The organism is Glutamicibacter sp. (assembly GCF_035257265.1).
Classification (GTDB): Bacteria; Actinomycetota; Actinomycetes; order Actinomycetales; family Micrococcaceae; genus Glutamicibacter.
In genome coordinates this window covers 1-17797 of sequence record NZ_DATEXC010000069.1, presented here as the reverse complement: position 1 = coordinate 17797, position 17797 = coordinate 1, and the positions used below count along the sequence as shown (strand labels likewise).

Sequence of the window (17797 nt, the reverse complement as noted above, 5' to 3'; positions counted from 1 at the left end):
CGCAACCAGAGCATTGCACCGCACGCGTGGTACTTACCCCAAGATTGCCCAAACCACTTGTAATTACCTAGTACCGGTACCCGCTTGGAGTCCTGCGTTATTAAGCGCAGAGCGTTCGGTAATTCCCAGCTTTGAGAACACCCGGTAGAGGTGTCCTTCAACGGTTCGCTGCGAGACGGTCAACGCCCTGGCAATCTGGGCGTTATTCCGGCCTGCACGGGCCAGCTCCACGATTTCAGCCTCGCGCGCAGTTAACTCGGTCAACGCCAAAATGCGGGCAATGTACTTGCCCGAATCCAGCCCGTGCTGTTCGAGGATTTTTGCGGTGCGCCGCAGCAGTGCACCGCATCGCCGCTGGTCTCCTGCAGCCGCGTATTGTTCGGCGGCCCGGGCCATCGCTTCGATAGCCACTAGATATTCCTCCTTGGCCAGGGCTTGCGCAGCTAAGTCTTCCAGCGGCTCGCTGTTAGCTGCGCCAAGCAATTGCATCAGCCTCGCCAGTAGCGCGGGCCGTGAGCCCTGGTGTTCGCCGGCCAGGAGGCAAAGCCGCTCGCGCTGCGGCGAATTGGCCATTTCCTCATCGCTGAGTTGCCGAGTCTGGCTGTAGAGGATTTCGCGCTCAACGAGCGGGAAATCACCGATGGATTCGCCTTCATGCGGATTGCCCAGCGCTGCGGCGAAAGCTCGCGGAAAGATACGCTGTTCAGAGGCTTCCTCGCCTAGGTATCCGGGCACCGCGGAATATCCTCCGGCCACGTCATCCACCGTTCCGAATGCCACGGCTGCGGGTACCGGAGTTCCCAAGCGCGCCAGCAGTAGCCGATATAGATTAGTAGCCACCGCCAGCACCTGTGCGGTATCAACAATCCGCAGTTCGGTCACTGCCTCGGCGATCTTCGAAATGGCAGGACGTACCCGGCTCTGCAAGAGATCACTAATTCCGTCCAGCAAGGAAACGACTCCTTGATAGTGCTGAATTGAGTTTAATTCCGTGCCGCGGTACTCATTGATGAACTGCTTTGCACGTCGATATTCGCCAAGGAACAAGAGATTCCAGCCAATACGGAAAAACACGCGCACCTCGTAGAGGGAACGTAGTTGTGTTTGTGCCTGAAGTATTTCCATGGCCGATTCAGCCAACTGAAGTGCATCCGAGCACAGTCCTTGAGAACTGTATAGGTCACTGAGTGTGATCATGGAAATGATTCGTGCCTGAATCGGCAGATCGGGATCTTCCAGGAAGTTGTGCAGCTCTTGGGCGCTAGGCCGCGGTCCCTTGGCTGAATTAACCCGAATCCACAAATCCAATACGCCGGCCCCTGCTTTTTGCAAGGCGAGAAACGCTTCCACGGCAAGTGGATCGTCTTGGCCTTCGGCCCGGCTCTCCCACGTGCCCAAGATCTTTTGCAGTTCGCTCCGATCCATACCGATGCAGGTAGTCACCTCTAGCAGGTAGGCAAAAGCCTGACCCAGTATTTCCAAGTCGGTCAGCTGATCAATCAGTCGTAGCAGCAGGGCACGAGCCGCATAGTACCGGCCCATTCCCAACAGGACTTGGGCTTCGAGCAGTGCGCCTTGTTCGTGAAGCTGCGAAAGTTTTCCCAGGGTGCATAACCGCAAAGCCAGGGCATAATCCAATGCACTTGCGGTTTCCTGTGCGATCTGAAGAACCGTCGCCGCAGGTACCGGTTCTCCGATTTCCAAACTCCACAGCACTTCCAGTGCGTTAGCCTCAATCTTCAATTTAGCGCCGGCGGTGCTCCAAAGCTCGTGCAGCTGCGCGCTTTGTTGCTCGGTCACCAATTCCCGGACCACGCGTTGCTGCATTTCAGAGCGCAAAGCAATCGCACCGTCGACGACCGCTAGGTCCCCCGCGTCAACTAATCGCCGATAGGGCAGAGAACATTCATCAAGCAGTTCCGGACGTTGCGGTCCGCCCAAGGCCAACAGCCGCAGGGTCAACTGTTCCTCCATCGGCAGATAGCGGGTCAGTTCGCGGCCTAAAGAGCGTAGCCGCGCATCAATTTCCGGCAATGGACGGGCAATGATCCATACCGGTTCGTGAACCGTTGAGTCCTTCAGTAGAGAATCGTCCTGGAACAAGATTCCTTGATCCTTGCAGGAAGCTGTATAGGCTTCCACGAAGCGCGGATTACCCCTAGTCATGCGCTCGATAATCCGCACCGATCCGTCGCTGAGCCTCCCGTCAATAATCTCTTCGGCAACTTCTCTGACGCCCCTGAGATCCAGTGGTTGCATGACGATGGTGCTGAGCGAGGCAACCTCGCTCAGTGTCCCAAGCGGCGAGTTGGCATCCAGGGTCCCAGCACCTACAGCAATGAGTTTCACAGCTGCATTTTCAATAAGCAACGACAACACAAAACAGCTTTGGGCATCCAGGTATTGTGCGTCCTCGACAAGCACAATATGGGACCGCGTTGCACGATCTGCGCTAAACAATGTCCGGTTCAGCTCGCGCAGCACAGCCACTGGCTCATCAATGCTGTCCAAGGCCCCTAAGTAAGGTGACAAGGCACCATGAGCTACAGAACTCAGAGACTCACTGCAGAATAACGTCATTACCGGGCGCTGAATGCCTGATGCTGACAACACCGCCTCCACGAGACTGGTCTTACCCATGCCAAGGCCTCCAAGAATCAACGCCCCTCCGGAGCCTGGATGACGCAATACGTGTAGCAGTTCATTGTATTCAGGTGAACTAGCGCGGCTGATTCCTCGCGGCTTGATCATCTTTGGGCTACCGTGCGTCGACTCGAGCGATCCAAAGCCGTTAGTTCTTGGCGGTTGCGCACCTGGAGCTTTGAATAAACCTGGTAAAGGTGACCCTCCACGGTACGTATCGATACACCATTAAATTTTGCTATTTCGAGGTTCGATTTTCCGCGGATCGCCAATTGAGCAATCTGAGCCTCGCGTTTAGTCAAGTCACGAACCCAACTCGGTTGCTGTTCCGCCGAATCAATTTGGCGTTCGCCCAAGGATGCATTATCCGGAGCCGAAGCTCGTTTGTACCCGTTGACAGCCTTAGACAATTTGCGTTGCTCCTTAGCGTCTAGCAAGGAAAAAAGCTCATTATGCGCCGGGGCAGCTAATAGCAGGTGGCCATGGAAGGCCAAGGTTTTCAGGGTCTGGGCCAGCACCACCCCATCTATTTCGCTGGCCGACTTTGCAAGCTGGACAAGACTCTGAGCTAACATTCCTTTGCACCGACGACTCACTACTTCAAGCTGTGGCAACGAGTCCCAGTGACCCAAACGCACGGCGAATGCCAAGGTAAGCATCTGCAGAACCTGATGTCCCTCCCCTTGGATTTGCTGCGCAAATTGCGTTAGCCGAGCCTGAGCCACGTCTTTTGAACCTAATTCAGCCAAGCTGAGAGAAGAGAAAACTTCAGACGTCCAAGTGTAGAAGTTTATTGGGGTTGACGTGTTTTGAGCTTCGCTGGGCCCATTGGCCATCAAGGTGGTAGCTTCCAGTCGCCTGCCTGAACAGGCCAAGGCATAGGTGACTACGGATTCCACGGCACAGCGAAGACTCTGATCACCTTGGTAGCTCTGTTGTTGCAGACAAGGCTCCAATACTCGCAGGGCTCCTTCGTGATCGTTGCCCAACCCGAGGAGAATTCCATGCACCGTTTGAGCGTGAGCCATCAGCAGCGGATTGAGTTGACTACCAGCGGCAAGTTTTTGCGCGCGAGACGCCGCTAATTTCCAATGTCCTGCCAAAAGCTCGGTTTGCAGGAGTAACTGTTCAATATCTGCTACGTCCTCTGGACCAAACCTGCTGACTAACGGCGCATTAAAGCGGATTGCGCGCAGCTGATCATCCACGTGTCCCGCCAAAGATGTGGCGTCAGCCTGGCGCGACTGTGCTGCCCAGCCTTTGGCTTGAATTGCCAAGGCACGTAGATGCAGAGATTCACTCATCCAATTCGAAGATCCCGCTAAAACCTCAGTACCGCCAATTACCCCTGAGCTGTTGGTCATTTCGTCTTCTGACAACAGCGACATCTGGCTGAGAACTTCAAGTTCCTGTCCAGCGAGGATCAATGGTTCACGCGCACCGGACTCGTTGATTGCCAAACGCAGCCCCTGCCAGGCGTAACCGATAGCCTCAGGTGTTGCCGACTGCCGGCCAACCAGAGTCAACGCGTTGACATGCATTTTTAAAATTCCTACACGCACCAGTGGATCAATCTGCCAGCCTGCCGGACCGTATCCGTGGCTCTGGAACTTTTCAGCCAGTGCAAGCTGGTCGGCATATTTACCGATATCTTTCAGTTCCCGCAGAGCTTCCAATGTTTGTGCGGCATCTGGATCTGGATGCAGTTGCGCAAGTCGGGTGCGGTCACTGGCTTTTGGCTTCCCACCGGCATCGGCACGCATCATCAATCCGAGCAAGGGTGTGGCTATCGCCACGCTGTTGGTAGATTCATGAAGGTACTTGACCACTCCGCGATTGAGCAGACCATCAAGTGGAGCCGTCAAACCAGAAAGATGGACGCGATCCAAAGCTACCGGGCCGCCGAGCGACAGGATGGTCAGTAGCTCTCGTTCTGCAGCAGTCATTCCCGCCGTTAATGAACTGGACAGTGACTGGATTTCTTGACCCGCCCCCAGTTCGGCCGAGCGGAGAACCCACACACCATGTTGCTGAACCAACTGGCCATTCACGCACCAACTACGGACAAGCTTCAGCATCAGTCCGCGATTACCGTTGGTCAAATAGCACAGTGTCGCCGAGCTATAGATCGAGATTTGTCCACCGAGTTCCTGCTCTAAAAACTCGTGAGTCTGCGTGCTGTCCATGCGGCTGACACGAAGCTGTTCGAGTTTTCCCGACCGAAATAAGGCAAAAAGATCACCCGGTAGATCCTGCACATGTTCGCAGATAACGACGAGTTTGATTTTGCCCATGACGGCGAGCTGGGCAAGCAATGAGCTTGATTGCTCGTCAATAAGATCCGGACGTCCAAGCATCACCAATGCAGCAGAATTCTCAAGGCAAAGAATCTTTCCCAGCCCGTGAATCAGCTCGTGGCGCGTGGCTTGCGAACCAACGTCCAACTGCGCTAGCAGAAACGACAGCACACCCAATGGCACCTTCGTGCCAAAATTGCTTCCGTTCAAGCGAATGAGTCGTGGTGCCTCGCTGAGCAAGCCAAGGCCAGCCTCGACTACTGCGCGACGACCACTGCCGGTTGGACCGGAGACCACTGCACCAGACAACTGCGGATCACTGAGGATCCTGCCAATTGTATTTGCTGGAATGTCCTTTGATTTCGTTAGAAATTTGGCATCTCCCCAGAGCCTTTGGACATTTTGAGCGTTGTTAACTGACAAAAAACGTGAATATTCCATTATTCAAACCGCCCCAATCGGTTCGTTCCCCCCAAGATTACGGTTGGAATGTTTAGATTCCACCGCGTGAATCCCATATTAGGATGGAACCGCCCGGAAATCAGCTGCTTGCCACAATAATGTTGCAATACAGGTACTAGATACTCGGTTTCCAGGTACCGTGAAGTTTTACAGGTACTCCAGTACCGAGCTGTTGACTCTGCACTAGAATCTATTTGACTTGGGGCTTTCCGAATTATTTGATTTTTCGGTCACTGAAAATCCACGGAAATATCGAGGAATATTCACTGGTCTTTCCGTCATACTCTATTTTTACTCGGTCACGTACTGTGACTTCTCAGACGCAACTTCCAGAAATTGCGTAAGCAAATCTGCCTCAGGTCGGCTGGCAAATCCGGTGGCACGTAACTTGTCCATGTTGAAGGTGCTGTGCTTTGGACGCGGCGCCAGAAATTCCTTATCGAAAGCATATTCTCGGGTGGTTGTCGGCTGCACTCTTGCCGGATCATGTCCACTGAGTTCAAAGACTCTGCGCGCAATCTGATACCAGCTCGCGGGCTCGCCGTTTCCTTGCAGGTGATAAATTCCCGGGGAACTGCCCGAATTTATTAAGTGAATGATTCCTGAGGCAAGTTCGCTGGCGAAAGTCAGCCGGCCTATCTGGTCGTCAACCACTTTCGGGTCAATCCCTTGCTCGGCCAGACGCAGCATGGTCAGCACAAAATTGTTCCCTTGGCCGATAACCCAACTGGTCCGCACCACATAGTTCTGGGCATGGGCCAGTACGGCTTGTTCCCCGGCAGCCTTGCTCTGACCGTAAACACCCAAGGGACAGATCATTTCATCTTCATCAACATTGTCTCGTTCGCCATCAAAGACATAGTCGGTGGACAACTGCACCAAGGTGACACCCTGTTCCGCGCATGCTGCGGCTAATTGGCGTACGGCCACAGCATTGACCTGCCAGGCCTCGGCGCGGCCTGCACGAGTTTCCGCGAGGTCTACCGCGGTCATCGCTGCCGCGTTAATGACGTGGCTGTATCCGGAAAGCTCCAGCGAGTCCGTGAATCCGGAACGCTGCAGATCTACGTCGTCACGTGTCAAAACCACAAGTCGCGGGTCAATCTTGGCCAGCTGAGCGAATGCACGACCCAACTGCCCATTGCCGCCGAGCACAGCAACTTTCTTTGGCTGCACGGGCTTGGCTGCATTGAGGTACGGATGGTCTCTGTCGGCCTGTGAAACGATGGCTCGATCCAAGTTGATAGGCCAGTCAATCTGCAGTTGCGGGTCAGCAAGATTTACATAGCTGTACTCGGCGCGCGAGGCTTCGGTCCAGTGTGCGGTGACCAGGTAGGAATACACGGTGTTATCGCTCAAGGTCTGGAACGCGTTAGCTACACCCCGAGGTACAAACACTGCTTGATCCGGTCCCATCCGCACGGTGAATACTGTGCCGAAAGTCGCCCCGGGGCGCAGGTCCACCCAGGCGCCGAAGATCTCGCCGGAGAGCACCGAAACATATTTATCCCAAGGCTCCGCGTGCAAACCACGCGTGGTACCAAGGTCTGCGTTGAACGAGACATTGTTTTGCACAGGGTGGAAGTCTGGCAATCCGGCCGACACCATCTTTTGGCGCTGCCAGTTTTCTTTGAACCAACCGCGCTGGTCGGCATGCACCGGTAAGTGAAGTACCAATAACCCGGGAATAGCCGTGTGCTCTACCTTGAGTTGTTTGTCCTGGCTCATCAGCTCGCCACACGAACGTCGGTAGCAAGCTGCGTCCGATAACGCTCCTCGGTTTGTGCCTTGCCCGGCTCCCACCATGAACGGTGATCCCGATACCAAGCAATGGTCTGCTCCAAACCATTCTCAAGGTCGGTGTACTGCGGTGCCCAGCCCAATTCCTCGCGTAGCACTGAGGAATCAATGGCATAGCGCAGATCATGCCCTGCACGGTCCGCAACCCATTCAAAATCATCAGCTTCCCGGCCCATGAGATTCAGGATCAATCCCAGAACGTCACGGTTATTGCGCTCACCATCGGCACCTATGAGGTAAGTACGCCCAGGTTCACCGGCCTGGAGAATTCTCCGCACCGCAGAGGAGTGGTCGCTGGCGTGGATCCAATCGCGGACGTTGGCTCCGTTTCCATAGAGTTTCGGGCGTTGCCCTTCAAGGACGTTGGTGATCTGCCGCGGAATGAACTTTTCCACGTGCTGGAACGGCCCATAGTTGTTGGAACAGTTGGACAGTGTTGCCTCAATGCCAAAGGAACGCACCCATGCCTTGACCAGCAGGTCGCTAGATGCCTTGGACGCCGAATAGGGGCTTGAAGGCTTATAGGGCGTGGATTCGGTGAAGCGCTGCGGGTCATCCAGTGCCAGATCCCCGTAAACTTCATCCGTGGAGGTGTGGTGCAGGCGTACCTCGTGATGGCGCACGGCTTCAAGTAGTTCAAAGGTCCCCACGACATTTGAATTCAGGAAGCTGCGAGGATCATGCAAGGAATTGTCGTTGTGCGTTTCTGCGGCAAAATGAACTACCGCGTCATGCTGCGGCACCAGCTCATTGACCAGCACGTAGTCGCAGATATCCCCCTCTACAAGGTCTACCCGTTTGGGATCAAGACCGGATAACGACTGCCGATTCGCGGCATAGGTCATTTTATCTAGGACTGTGATTTCACTGTCGGAGTGCTCAATCATATGGTGGACAAAGTTCGCCCCAATGAATCCTGCTCCCCCAGTTACAAGGATTCTTTTCATCTTCTCAGACTAGCCAGAGGCCCGACAGGTGCAGAAGCAACCTAGCAATTTTCGAGTATGACTACTCTGCCGGCGCTGTCGACCCCATAGTTATGCTCGGAACATGAGGGGAATAATACTTGCTGGGGGAACCGGGTCGCGTCTGCACCCAATTACACAGGGAATTTCAAAACAGCTGGTGCCGGTCTTTGATAAGCCGATGATCTACTATCCGTTGTCGACTTTAATGCTCGCTGGGATCAAAGACATCTTGATTATCACCACACCACAGGATGAGGTTCTATTTCGAGGGCTGCTTGGGGACGGCTCTCAATTCGGAATAATGCTCAGTTATCGTGTGCAATCAACACCAGATGGGCTTGCACAAGCATTCCTTATCGGTGAAGACCATATTGGTGATGATTCGGTTGCACTGGTGCTGGGTGACAATATCTTCCATGGGCCTGGCTTCGGCACACAATTGCAAAAATACGTGGACAACCCCGGGGCTAGCATTTTCGGGTACTGGGTTGCTGATCCACGTGCCTACGGCGTCGTGGAATTTGATGACGAACACCGAGCCATCTCTTTGGAAGAGAAGCCTGCAAACCCGAAAAGCCATTATGCGGTTCCGGGATTGTATTTCTATGACAACTCAGTCGTAGCCAAGGCTCGCGAGCTGCGGCCATCGGCGCGCGGTGAATTGGAAATTACCGATATCAACCGGTTGTACCTGGACGAGGGAAAGCTCAACGTCAACGTTCTGGCTCGGGGTACCGCCTGGCTGGACACCGGAACCTTTGAATCATTGAACGACGCCTCAAACTTTGTGCGCACCATCGAGGCCCGCCAAGGGCTAAAGATCTGTGTTCCAGAGGAAGTCGCGTGGCGCCAGGGATTTATCGACAATGAACAGCTACGCCAGCGGGCATTGACGCTCGCCAAGAGCGGTTACGGTGATTACCTCAACGGACTGCTTGACTTCAGCTTCGCCGATCCATACCACTAAGCTCTCGCCTTGCTTCTCAAATGATTCCCTTCCCCTGTCCGGAAGGGAATCATTTTGCGTTTTCCTCGAAAAACACGATTCAACGACATCTTTATACGAGTCTTTTACTTTCTGGCAGATTCTCATATTAGAATCAGATTTCGGGACCATGGAGTCCCGTACTCGGACCGAAAATTCATTGGGGAAAAATTGAATAAACTCGCTCAGCGCGCCCTTGCTATCATCGCAACCGGCGCACTCGCCTTCTCAGGTGTCACCGCGGCTACTGCTAGTTCGCAGCCGTCTGCTGTTCCGACCATTAGTGTCTCCGCCGCCAAGAAAGCCCCGGCCGTCTCCATCAAGAAGATCGGGACTAAAACGGTCAAGGGTTCAGCGAAGGCAACCATCAAGCCCAGCTATTCCAAGGCAAAGAACGTCAAGATCAAGTCCGCGATCTTGAGCGTGACCAAGGGCAAGAAGTCCGTGGCCAAGAACAAGAAGTCGGTCAAGCTTGCAGCCGGTACGTACAAGGTCACCACCTCGGTTAAATACCAGCTCAAGGGCAAAACCTCGACTGTTAAGAAGACCCAGACTTTGCTGGTCAAGAAGGCTTCGACCAAGAAGTCCGTGAAGATGAACGGCAAGGTCAAGAATTGTCCTGCTGGCTACCCGGTGAAAGGAAACCGTACCGGCAGTAATAGTGAGTGGAAGTACCACGTACCTGGTGGGGCGTTTTACGACCGTACCAAGCCTGAAGAGTGCTTCAAGACCGCTGCCGATGCTCGCAAGGCCGGCTACCGAGCCTCCAAGCGCTAAGTCTCCCAGCTAGATACTTGGGAACAAGACGATAAATTGACCGTGGTTGCTTTCTTCGGAATGCGGCCACGGTCAATTACTTGGAAGCATAAAGGTCTCAGAGGCAGTGCACCGCCGGTATGAACTAAAGTTGATTTTTACTTTTCAATGGCGTCTTTAGCAGCATCCTCGTCATCATCGTCTCGGCTCTTTCTGATGTTCTCAGCTAATGAGGCGGCCATATCTCCTGCCTTATCTAGAGCACGGTTCTTCGTGTCGTCTCCAAACTGCTTAACAGCGCTAAGGCCATCAGCACCTGCGTCAGTAACCTTATCCCGGACTTCTGAGACTGCCTTGAGCCACTTCTTTGATTCAAGAGCACCAAATGCACTCTCAATTCCCAGTCTGTTTTGGAACTCACCTACATCGTTGGATACGACATTTGTTGCTTTGATGACATCGCTCGAAGACTTGGGATGCAATAGAACCTTGGAGTTGGCCAATCCAGCAACAGCTGCAATTCGTTCCAAAAGTTGCTCGGTCACTTGTGTGATGTGGGTGATTCGACGTTCACGTGATATTTCGAGTCCAACTCGATGATTTTCGAGCTCCTCGGTGGAGCCATTCAAAACGCGGTCCAGCTCCAGGACAGACATGCCATCTTGGAGCTGGAAGCATCTCGCCAAGACGGCCAACCATGGGTTGACCTTAGATTCGATCTCGCGAGTGATCTTAGCGAGTTCACCCATCTTGGATTTTTTCTCAAGTTTTTCTGCTAGCGCGTCCAGGGCACGCAGTGCGTACGCTTGGGTCGATGCAATGGTTTTGGCATTCGATTGAACCTTAGACCAGGTAGTTTCCCCGACAAAGCCAACCTGTTCCCGAACAGTCATCGCATCGTCGATCAGCATCCCCACGCCGTCGATGTCTGCAAAAACCAAATCATTCTGCGCACGCAGGATATCGTCGACTTTTTCATCAATCACCTTCAGGTAGTCGGTGATTTCATCCATGGTCTGTTGCATGGCGTACTGCGCCATGATGCCGCCAACGCCCGTAAGGACCGCAGGATTAGACAGGAAAGCGGTAGGACTGGTGATAATCTCAAGGTGTTTGCTGATCTTGCCATCTTTCATGAGGACGGCTCGCTTGAGTCCCTTTCCTGATCCAGCCATCAGATTTTTGTGTTTAAAAATCTGTGCCGATTCTTCGGAGAGCTTGACCCAGCGGCCGTAGTTCTCCGCTATCCCACTGCTAGCCTGCAGCGCCGATGCTCCGAGGCCTACAGCTGGGTTCAAACGATCAAGTGGCAGTTCTTTGGAAAGTAGTCCAACAGAATTCAAGTACTTGTCAACGGCACCACGTTCGCCCAAAACAGCTACGCCGTTACCGTCAGCGACAATTTCAATATCGTTACTAGCCATTTTTGCTCCTTCAGCATCAATGTTGCACCGCAGTCGTGCCAGCAAGTACACGACCAGTCACGTTTGCGCGAGTGCGGTTTGAATGCGACTCAATCCAACCGGTATCCGTACCACTATGACCCACGGTGAGAAATCTCTAAACCAATCTTCCCACCATTTACTTGAATACTAAAGCACTTGCTGATCACAGGGTTCCACATCCATCCAACGTTTCGTGCTTTTCCCCCCTTCGATTCCACTGAAAGAACGTGCCACTTTGTGCAAAACAGAAACCCCTGGCTCCGAACGATTTTTCAATCGATCGGGGCCAGGGGTTTAGCTATAGGTCGAGGGTGAAGCCTGCCTTAGCGAGCCACGGAACCATCTACGTAGTCATCCGACGAGGAATCTGAGATCCAGGAGAACAGCGAGCGCAGTTCGCGGCCGGTGGTCTCGATTGGGTGCTCTTCACCCTTCTTGCGCAGTGCCTTGAACTCTGGAGCTCCGGCCTTCTGGTCTTCCATGAAGCGGGTAGCAAATGCACCGGACTGGATATCAGCCAGTACAGCCTTCATGTTTTCCTTCACCTCTGGGGTGATCACGCGTGGGCCGGAGACGTAGTCGCCGTACTCAGCGGTGTCGGAGATGGACCAGCGCTGCTTGGCGATGCCACCTTCCCACATCAGGTCAACAATCAGCTTCAGCTCGTGGAGTACCTCGAAGTAAGCGATTTCTGGCTTGTAGCCAGCTTCGGTCAGAACTTCGAAGCCGTACTGTACGAGCTGCGAGGTACCGCCGCAGAGAACTGCCTGCTCACCGAACAGGTCGGTTTCGGTCTCTTCGGTGAAGGTGGTCTCGATGACGCCGGCGCGGGTGCCACCGATGCCTGCAGCGTAGGACAGTGCCAGTTCCTTGGCGCCACCGGTGAAGTTCTGCTCCACGGCGATCAGGTCAGGAATACCACGGCCTGCTTCGAATTCGCGGCGCACGGTGTGGCCCGGAGCCTTCGGGGCAACCAGTGCCACGTCAACGTTTGCTGGTGGCTTGATGAAGCCGAAGCGGATGTTGAAGCCGTGGCCGAAGAACAGGGCGTTGCCCTCTTCGAGGTGCTCGGAGATCGACTCTGCGTAAACCTGAGCCTGGACCTGGTCCGGGGTCAGGATCATGATGACGTCTGCCCACTTGGCGGCTTCTGCCACGGTGGCGACCTTCAGGCCTTCGGCTTCTGCCTTGGCGCGGGACTTCGAGCCCTCGGCCAGGCCGACGATGACCTCTACGCCGGAGTCGCGCAGGCTCAGTGCGTGTGCGTGACCCTGGGAGCCGTAGCCAATGACTGCGACTTTCTTGCCCTGGATGATTGAAAGATCGGCGTCGTCTTCGTAGTACATATCAGCCACTGTGATTTCTCCTTAGGTTTTCTTCGACAAAGAAGCTTGTTGTTAAAAGTGTATTTGGTAGTGCTCAGGCGGAAAGGGTTTTCAGTGCCCTGTCGCTCATCGATTTGGCTCCGCGTCCCACGGCCAAGGTACCGGCCTGGACAATCTCACGGATGCCAAATGGTTCAAGGACCGCCAGCAGTGCATCGATCTTCCCGGCGTTGCCGGTTGCTTCGATGACCAGTGAATCCTGGGCCACGTCGATCACCGAGGCGCGGAAGAGCTCAGCCGCCTGTGTAACCTGCAGGCGCGTTGCCGCGTCTGCGCGGACCTTGACCATGATGTGATCGCGTTGCACCGAGGTTTCCGGTAGCAGCTCCACGATCTTGATGACGTTGATCAGCTTGTTCAGCTGCTTGGTGACCTGCTCCAGGGAATCCCCTTCGGCGTCAACCACCACGGTCATGCGGCTGATTCCCTCGATTTCGGTGGGACCCACCGCGAGCGAATGAATGTTGAATGCGCGGCGGGCGAAGAGGCTGGCTACTCGGGTGAGTACGCCGGGAACGTCTTCGACAAGTACCGACAGCGTATGCTTTGCCATGTTCTAGTCTTCCTCTTCCCAGACTGGGGTCATACCCTTAGCGATCTGAATCTGATCATTGCTGACACCTGAAGGGACCATTGGCCACACCATGGAATCAGCGGAGACCACAAAGTCAATCACTACCGGACGATCATTGATTTCCAAGGCCTTCTGGATGGTCGCGTCGATATCCTCGTCGCGTTCACACCGCAAGCCCACACAGCCATAGGCGTCTGCCAGCTTCACGAAGTCCGGAACTCGTGCGGTTCCGTGACCGGTGTTCAAATCGGTGTTGGAGTAGCGCGAGTTGTAGAACAGCGTCTGCCACTGGCGGACCATGCCCAGCGAGGAGTTGTTGATGATGGCGACCTTGATGGGGATCTGGTTGATCACGCAGGTGGCCAGCTCCTGGTTGGTCATCTGGAAGCAGCCGTCTCCGTCAATCGCCCACACCACACGGTCTGGCTGAGCTACCTTGGCGCCCATTGCTGCGGGTACCGAGTAGCCCATGGTGCCCAGGCCTGCGGAGTTCAGCCATGAGCGCGGACGCTCATATTTCACGAACTGCGCCGCCCACATCTGGTGCTGGCCCACGCCGGCCACGTAGACCGCCTCGGGACCGCTGAGTGCGCCAATCCGTTCAATCACGTTCTGTGGAGCCGAAAGCCCGTCATGAGTTTCGGTGTAGCCAATCGGGTAGGTTTCACGCAGGCGGTTGAGCAATGCCCACCAGCCGGTGAGATCCTGTGGCTTATCGGTTTCAAAACGCGTAGTGCAGGCTTCTTGCAGCTGCGGAATAATTTCATCCAGCGAGCCAACAATTGGCACATCCGCGGTGCGGTTCTTTGAAATTTCCGCCGGGTCGATATCGGCGTGAATCACCTTCGCGTTAGGGGCGAAGGATGGGAGCACCCCGGTGACGCGGTCATCAAAACGTGCGCCCAGAGTAATCAGCAGGTCTGATTGCTGCAAGGCGGTTACCGCGGACACCGCGCCGTGCATGCCAGGCATGCCGACGTGCTGTTCGTGGCTGTCCGGGAACGCGCCGCGTGCGGTCAGGGTAGTGACCACCGGGGCGTTGATGAACTCGGCAAAAGCCTTCAGCTCCTCATGCGCGTTGGCCTTGATGACGCCGCCGCCCACGTAGAGCACCGGACGGCTTGCGCTGGCGATCAGCTTGGCGGCTTCGCGCAGCTGCTTGTTATGCCCCTTGGTCACCACGCGGTAACCGGGGATGTCCACCTTTGGTGGCCAGGAGAACGTCATGTCCCCCTGCTGGGCATCCTTGGTGATATCTACCAGCACCGGACCGGGGCGTCCGGTCTGTGCGAGGTAGAAGGCACTTGCCATAACTCGTGGAATTTCTTCTGGATTTGTCACTAAGAAAGCATGCTTGGTAATTGGCATCGTGATGCCAACAATGTCCGCTTCTTGGAACGCGTCCGAGCCAATAAATGCGCTGTGTACCTGGCCGGTAATTGCCACCATTGGAACCGAGTCCATGTTGGCATCTGCTAGCGCGGTGACGAGGTTGGTTGCACCTGGACCGGAGGTGGCGATACAAACGCCCACTTCACCGGAAACCATGGCGTAACCCTGTGCGGCGTGGCCTGCACCCTGTTCATGGCGAACCAAAATGTGATTAATTTTGGTCGAATCCATTAGTGGATCATAGGTGGGAAGGATGGCCCCACCTGGTAATCCGAAGACGTCCTTGACGCCTAGTTCTTCCAACGAGCGGACGATGGCTTGTGACCCCGTCATCTTTGTGGGAGCGACGATATTATTCGGACCCTGTACCGGGTTCGAAGCTTCCACGACGGAAGAGACAGCGGTGGCGGCATCCTTTGATCGATTGATTGATTTCGCAACCGAGGCCGGATTGGCTGGTGTTGAGTTGCTCATCGGGACCCTTCCTTTTCTATCTCTTCGTTAGCGCATAAAAAACGCCCCGCGGCCGTCACTACTGACGAAAGGGGGCTGGCGCGTTACCGACGTTCTGTCCTAGTGGACAACGTTTCAGGCTTCGCGCCTGATAACTAGTAGAACCTCGGTGGTTGTTTGCATATCTCTAGTTTTCTCCACCCGGAGGGAAAGAGCAACTGGAGACCCCTGACATCTCATTATATGAGATGAATGTCCATTGGTTGGACGCGTTGGCGTCCAACCAATGACTTTTACAAAATCTTCTTAGCCGCAGTAGGCGCCGGTTGACGCCGAGTTGACCAGTTTGACGTACTTGCCGAGCACACCAGTGGAGAACTTAGCCGGCAGTGGTTCCCAGCCGACCTTGCGAGCCTCCAGCTCGGCAGGCTCAACCAGCAGGTCAAAGCTGCGCGCGTCAATATCCACGCGGATCTTATCCCCATCCTTGACGAAGGCGATTGGCCCGCCGTCAACGGCTTCCGGAGCGACGTGCCCAATGCACAAACCGGTAGTTCCTCCGGAGAAACGGCCATCGGTCAGCAGCAATACATCCTTCCCAAGTCCCGCACCCTTGATGGCACCGGTAATGGCAAGCATTTCGCGCATCCCCGGACCACCCTTAGGACCTTCATAGCGGATGACCACTACGTCTCCTGCGTGAATTTCGCCGGCATCCAAAGCCGCCAGTGCACCCTGCTCACGTTCGAACACGCGGGCGGTACCCTCAAAAACGTCGGCGTCAAAGCCTGCGGATTTCACCACAGCACCTTCCGGTGCCAGCGAACCATGAAGCACCGTGACACCGCCGGTCTTGTGGATCGGATTGTCCACGGCGCGAAGGATCTTGCCGTCAGGATCCGGTGGAGCAATATGCGCCAAGTTTTCTGCCATCGTCTTACCGGTGACGGTCAGGCAGTCCCCGTGCAGCAATCCAGCATCCAGCAGCGCCTTCATGACCACCGGTACACCGCCGATACGGTCCAAGTCATTCATCACATAGCGGCCAAAAGGCTTCAGGTCCGCCAGGTGCGGAACTTTGTCGCCAATGCGGTTGAAGTCTGACAGGCTCAGTTCAACCTCGGCCTCGCGGGCAATGGCCAGCAGGTGGAGCACCGCATTGGTGGAACCGCCAAAGGCCATCATCACGGCAATGGCGTTTTCAAAAGCTTTTTTAGTCATGATGTCGCGGGCACGGATGCCCTTGCGCAGCATCTCAACGACGGCCTCGCCGGACTTGTGCGCGAACATGTCGCGGCGGCGGTCCGGGGATGGCGGGGCAGCCGAGCCAGGCAGGGACATGCCCAGTGCCTCGCCAATGGATGCCATGGTGTTGGCCGTGTACATGCCGCCGCAGGCGCCTTCGCCCGGACAGATGGCACGTTCAATGCGGCCTAAGTCTTCTTCGCTCATCTTACCGGCGGCGCACGCGCCCACGGCTTCGAAGGCATCAATCAGGGTGACATCTTTTTCGGTGCCGTCTTCGAGCTTGACCCAACCAGGCATGATGGAACCGGCGTAAAGGAATACCGAGGACAGATTGAGCCGGGCAGCTGCCATCAGCATGCCTGGCAGCGACTTGTCGCAGCCGGCTAGCAGGACCGAACCGTCGAGGCGCTCGGCCATCATGACGGTTTCTACCGAGTCGGCAATGACCTCGCGGGAAACCAGCGAGAAGTGCATTCCCTCATGGCCCATGGAAATGCCATCGGAGACCGAGATGGTGCCGAACTGCATGGGGAACCCTCCCCCAGCGTGAACACCCTCCTTGGCGCCTTGCGCCAAGCGGTTCAGCGAAAGGTTGCAAGGGGTAATTTCATTCCACGAACTGGCAATGCCGATTTGCGGTTTAGCGAAGTCATCGTCTCCCATGCCGACCGCACGCAACATGCCGCGTGATGGGGCAGCGTGGATACCATCGGTGACCACACGTGAACGTGGTTTGATATCTGGGGCTGTATCCTGGCTCATATTTGAGATTCTAGTAGTCAATATGACCAATTGGACAACCCATGACGCGACAATGACATATTTCGCTATGCGAGGAGACTGATCAATTTGTCCATCAAAGTCGGTAGAGTGGAACTTATGGACCCACGCCCAGACGAAAATCCTACCGACCACGTCAAGCGCCTCCTCCATGAGGCCTTTGACTCACAGATCCCCAACTTCGCCAGCTATAACCTGGTCGCAGGTACCGGCATTGCCGGCTCGGGAGGATTAAAGGTCATTGGATATCGACGTCAGCCAGCGGAACTCGTCCTCGCACCGGTCTCTTCAACCGATCTTTCCGCGTCGGAAGCAGCCATCACCATCAACAACACCAACGTGAATCAGCTGGCCTTGCTCAACGATGGCGGTTACGAAGTCGCTACGTCCACCGGACGCGTCTTCCGTTTTGCTATCCCCGGGACTCCGAGTATCGACGTGCATGTTGATGATGCGGTCAGCGTTGGCGCGGTTATCGATCAACAAGTAGATGCGCGGGATTTCGCTGATTTCATGGATCACTTCATGAATACCATCGAGGGCACCGAAAGCTTCGTGTAGGACACCTGCAGTATCCCTGAACTCCGGCGGGCTCGCGCATCGCGCGAG

12 protein-coding genes are annotated in these 17797 nt (G+C 55.2%); 3 read left to right on the top strand and 9 right to left on the bottom strand.

The annotated features are described in order from the left end of the window. Positions 1 to 63: 63 nt before the first annotated feature. From VJ369_RS18175 to rfbB, 4 genes are all read right to left on the bottom strand, one after another. Positions 64 to 2751 carry a helix-turn-helix transcriptional regulator gene (locus VJ369_RS18175; protein WP_324093409.1) on the bottom strand — a complete coding sequence of 896 codons (2688 nt, stop codon included), beginning with the start codon at positions 2749 to 2751 and terminating at the stop codon, positions 64 to 66. Further along, positions 2748 to 5381, bottom strand: a complete 2634-nt coding sequence (locus tag VJ369_RS18170) for a helix-turn-helix transcriptional regulator (protein ID WP_324093408.1) — start codon at positions 5379 to 5381, stop codon at positions 2748 to 2750. The genes VJ369_RS18175 and VJ369_RS18170 overlap by 4 nt, the downstream gene beginning before the upstream one ends. Before the next feature lie 312 nt (positions 5382 to 5693). Next, positions 5694 to 7130, bottom strand: coding sequence for a bifunctional dTDP-4-dehydrorhamnose 3,5-epimerase family protein/NAD(P)-dependent oxidoreductase (locus VJ369_RS18165; protein ID WP_324093407.1), 1437 nt, complete (start codon positions 7128 to 7130; stop codon positions 5694 to 5696). Continuing rightward, positions 7130 to 8149, bottom strand: a complete 1020-nt coding sequence (gene rfbB / locus VJ369_RS18160; protein WP_324093406.1) for a dTDP-glucose 4,6-dehydratase — start codon at positions 8147 to 8149, stop codon at positions 7130 to 7132. Before rfbB ends, VJ369_RS18165 begins: the two co-directional genes overlap by 1 nt. A gap of 103 nt (positions 8150 to 8252) precedes the next feature. Here rfbB and rfbA point away from each other — a divergent pair, with 103 nt between their 5' ends. Next, a complete protein-coding gene (gene rfbA, locus VJ369_RS18155) occupies positions 8253 to 9137 on the top strand; it encodes a glucose-1-phosphate thymidylyltransferase RfbA (protein WP_324093405.1) in 885 nt (294 codons plus the stop codon). 189 nt (positions 9138 to 9326) lie between these two features. Then, positions 9327 to 9932 carry a hypothetical protein gene (locus VJ369_RS18150; RefSeq protein WP_324093404.1) on the top strand — a complete coding sequence of 202 codons (606 nt, stop codon included), beginning with the start codon at positions 9327 to 9329 and terminating at the stop codon, positions 9930 to 9932. Positions 9933 to 10069: 137 nt separating this feature from the next. Here VJ369_RS18150 and VJ369_RS18145 read toward each other — a convergent pair whose 3' ends face one another. The 5 genes from VJ369_RS18145 to ilvD all read right to left on the bottom strand — a co-directional run bounded on the left by VJ369_RS18145 (position 10070) and on the right by ilvD (position 17170). Continuing rightward, positions 10070 to 11335, bottom strand: a complete 1266-nt coding sequence (locus VJ369_RS18145) for a hypothetical protein (protein WP_324093403.1) — start codon at positions 11333 to 11335, stop codon at positions 10070 to 10072. A gap of 344 nt (positions 11336 to 11679) precedes the next feature. Further along, positions 11680 to 12702 carry a ketol-acid reductoisomerase gene (ilvC, locus tag VJ369_RS18140; RefSeq protein ID WP_382344689.1) on the bottom strand — a complete coding sequence of 341 codons (1023 nt, stop codon included), beginning with the start codon at positions 12700 to 12702 and terminating at the stop codon, positions 11680 to 11682. Positions 12703 to 12775: 73 nt separating this feature from the next. After that, entirely contained in the window at positions 12776 to 13294 is a 519-nt protein-coding gene (gene ilvN / locus VJ369_RS18135; RefSeq protein WP_096288635.1) for an acetolactate synthase small subunit, read from the bottom strand. Positions 13295 to 13297: 3 nt separating this feature from the next. Then, positions 13298 to 15181 carry an acetolactate synthase large subunit gene (locus VJ369_RS18130; protein WP_324093402.1) on the bottom strand — a complete coding sequence of 628 codons (1884 nt, stop codon included), beginning with the start codon at positions 15179 to 15181 and terminating at the stop codon, positions 13298 to 13300. Positions 15182 to 15466: 285 nt separating this feature from the next. After that, complete coding sequence (ilvD, locus tag VJ369_RS18125) at positions 15467 to 17170, bottom strand: dihydroxy-acid dehydratase (RefSeq protein ID WP_324093401.1); 1704 nt, start codon at positions 17168 to 17170, stop codon at positions 15467 to 15469. Between the two features lie 87 nt (positions 17171 to 17257). On the opposite strand from ilvD, the gene VJ369_RS18120 reads away from it, so the two are divergent. Beyond that, positions 17258 to 17749, top strand: coding sequence for a hypothetical protein (locus VJ369_RS18120; RefSeq protein WP_324093400.1), 492 nt, complete (start codon positions 17258 to 17260; stop codon positions 17747 to 17749). Positions 17750 to 17797: the final 48 nt, after the last annotated feature.

Excerpts from the sequence above, each read along its gene's own strand:
- VJ369_RS18145 (WP_324093403.1), bottom strand. The coding sequence starts at position 11,335 with ATGGCTAGTAACGATATTGAAATTGTCGCTGACGGTAACGGCGTAGCT.
- rfbB (WP_324093406.1), bottom strand. The coding sequence starts at position 8,149 with ATGAAAAGAATCCTTGTAACTGGGGGAGCAGGATTCATTGGGGCGAAC.
- ilvC (WP_382344689.1), bottom strand. The coding sequence starts at position 12,702 with ATGTACTACGAAGACGACGCCGATCTTTCAATCATCCAGGGCAAGAAA.
- ilvD (WP_324093401.1), bottom strand. The coding sequence starts at position 17,170 with ATGAGCCAGGATACAGCCCCAGATATCAAACCACGTTCACGTGTGGTC.
- VJ369_RS18130 (WP_324093402.1), bottom strand. The coding sequence starts at position 15,181 with ATGAGCAACTCAACACCAGCCAATCCGGCCTCGGTTGCGAAATCAATC.
- rfbA (WP_324093405.1), top strand. The coding sequence starts at position 8,253 with ATGAGGGGAATAATACTTGCTGGGGGAACCGGGTCGCGTCTGCACCCA.
- ilvN (WP_096288635.1), bottom strand. The coding sequence starts at position 13,294 with ATGGCAAAGCATACGCTGTCGGTACTTGTCGAAGACGTTCCCGGCGTA.
- VJ369_RS18175 (WP_324093409.1), bottom strand. The coding sequence starts at position 2,751 with ATGATCAAGCCGCGAGGAATCAGCCGCGCTAGTTCACCTGAATACAAT.
- VJ369_RS18170 (WP_324093408.1), bottom strand. The coding sequence starts at position 5,381 with ATGGAATATTCACGTTTTTTGTCAGTTAACAACGCTCAAAATGTCCAA.
- VJ369_RS18165 (WP_324093407.1), bottom strand. The coding sequence starts at position 7,130 with ATGAGCCAGGACAAACAACTCAAGGTAGAGCACACGGCTATTCCCGGG.